Source organism: Flavobacterium beibuense F44-8, from assembly GCF_000769915.1.
Classification (GTDB): Bacteria; Bacteroidota; Bacteroidia; order Flavobacteriales; family Flavobacteriaceae; genus Flavobacterium; species Flavobacterium beibuense.
On the sequence record NZ_JRLV01000059.1, the window covers coordinates 1 to 349 of the forward strand.

1 protein-coding gene is annotated in these 349 nt (G+C 36.7%); it reads left to right on the forward strand.

All coding sequences use genetic code 11. The annotated features are described in order from the left end of the window. On the forward strand, window positions 1-257 hold a 257-nt coding region (locus tag Q763_RS17295; protein ID WP_035136328.1), incomplete at its 5' end, for a T9SS C-terminal target domain-containing protein. Window positions 258-349: the final 92 nt, after the last annotated feature.

Sequence of the window (349 nt, forward strand, 5' to 3'; positions counted from 1 at the left end):
GTATGATTCCTAAAGGTATCTCTCCAAACGGTGATGATAAGAATGACAATTTCGATCTTACAGGGTTTAATGTAAGAAAGATAAGCATCTTTAACCGTTACGGTAAAGAGGTGTTTACTCAGGGAGCTTATACTAACGAATGGTATGGTCAGGACAAAAAAGGTAATGAACTTCCAACAGGTACTTACTATTACTCTATTGAATTAGGTAATGGTGATAGTAAAACCGGATGGGTTTACATTAACAGAGAAGAATAAGAAGAAAACCAAAGCTAAGGGAGGCTTTCCTCCCTTGGTTTACTAATTATTAACACAGAAGACACATGAAGAAAATATACCTTGCGGCGCTT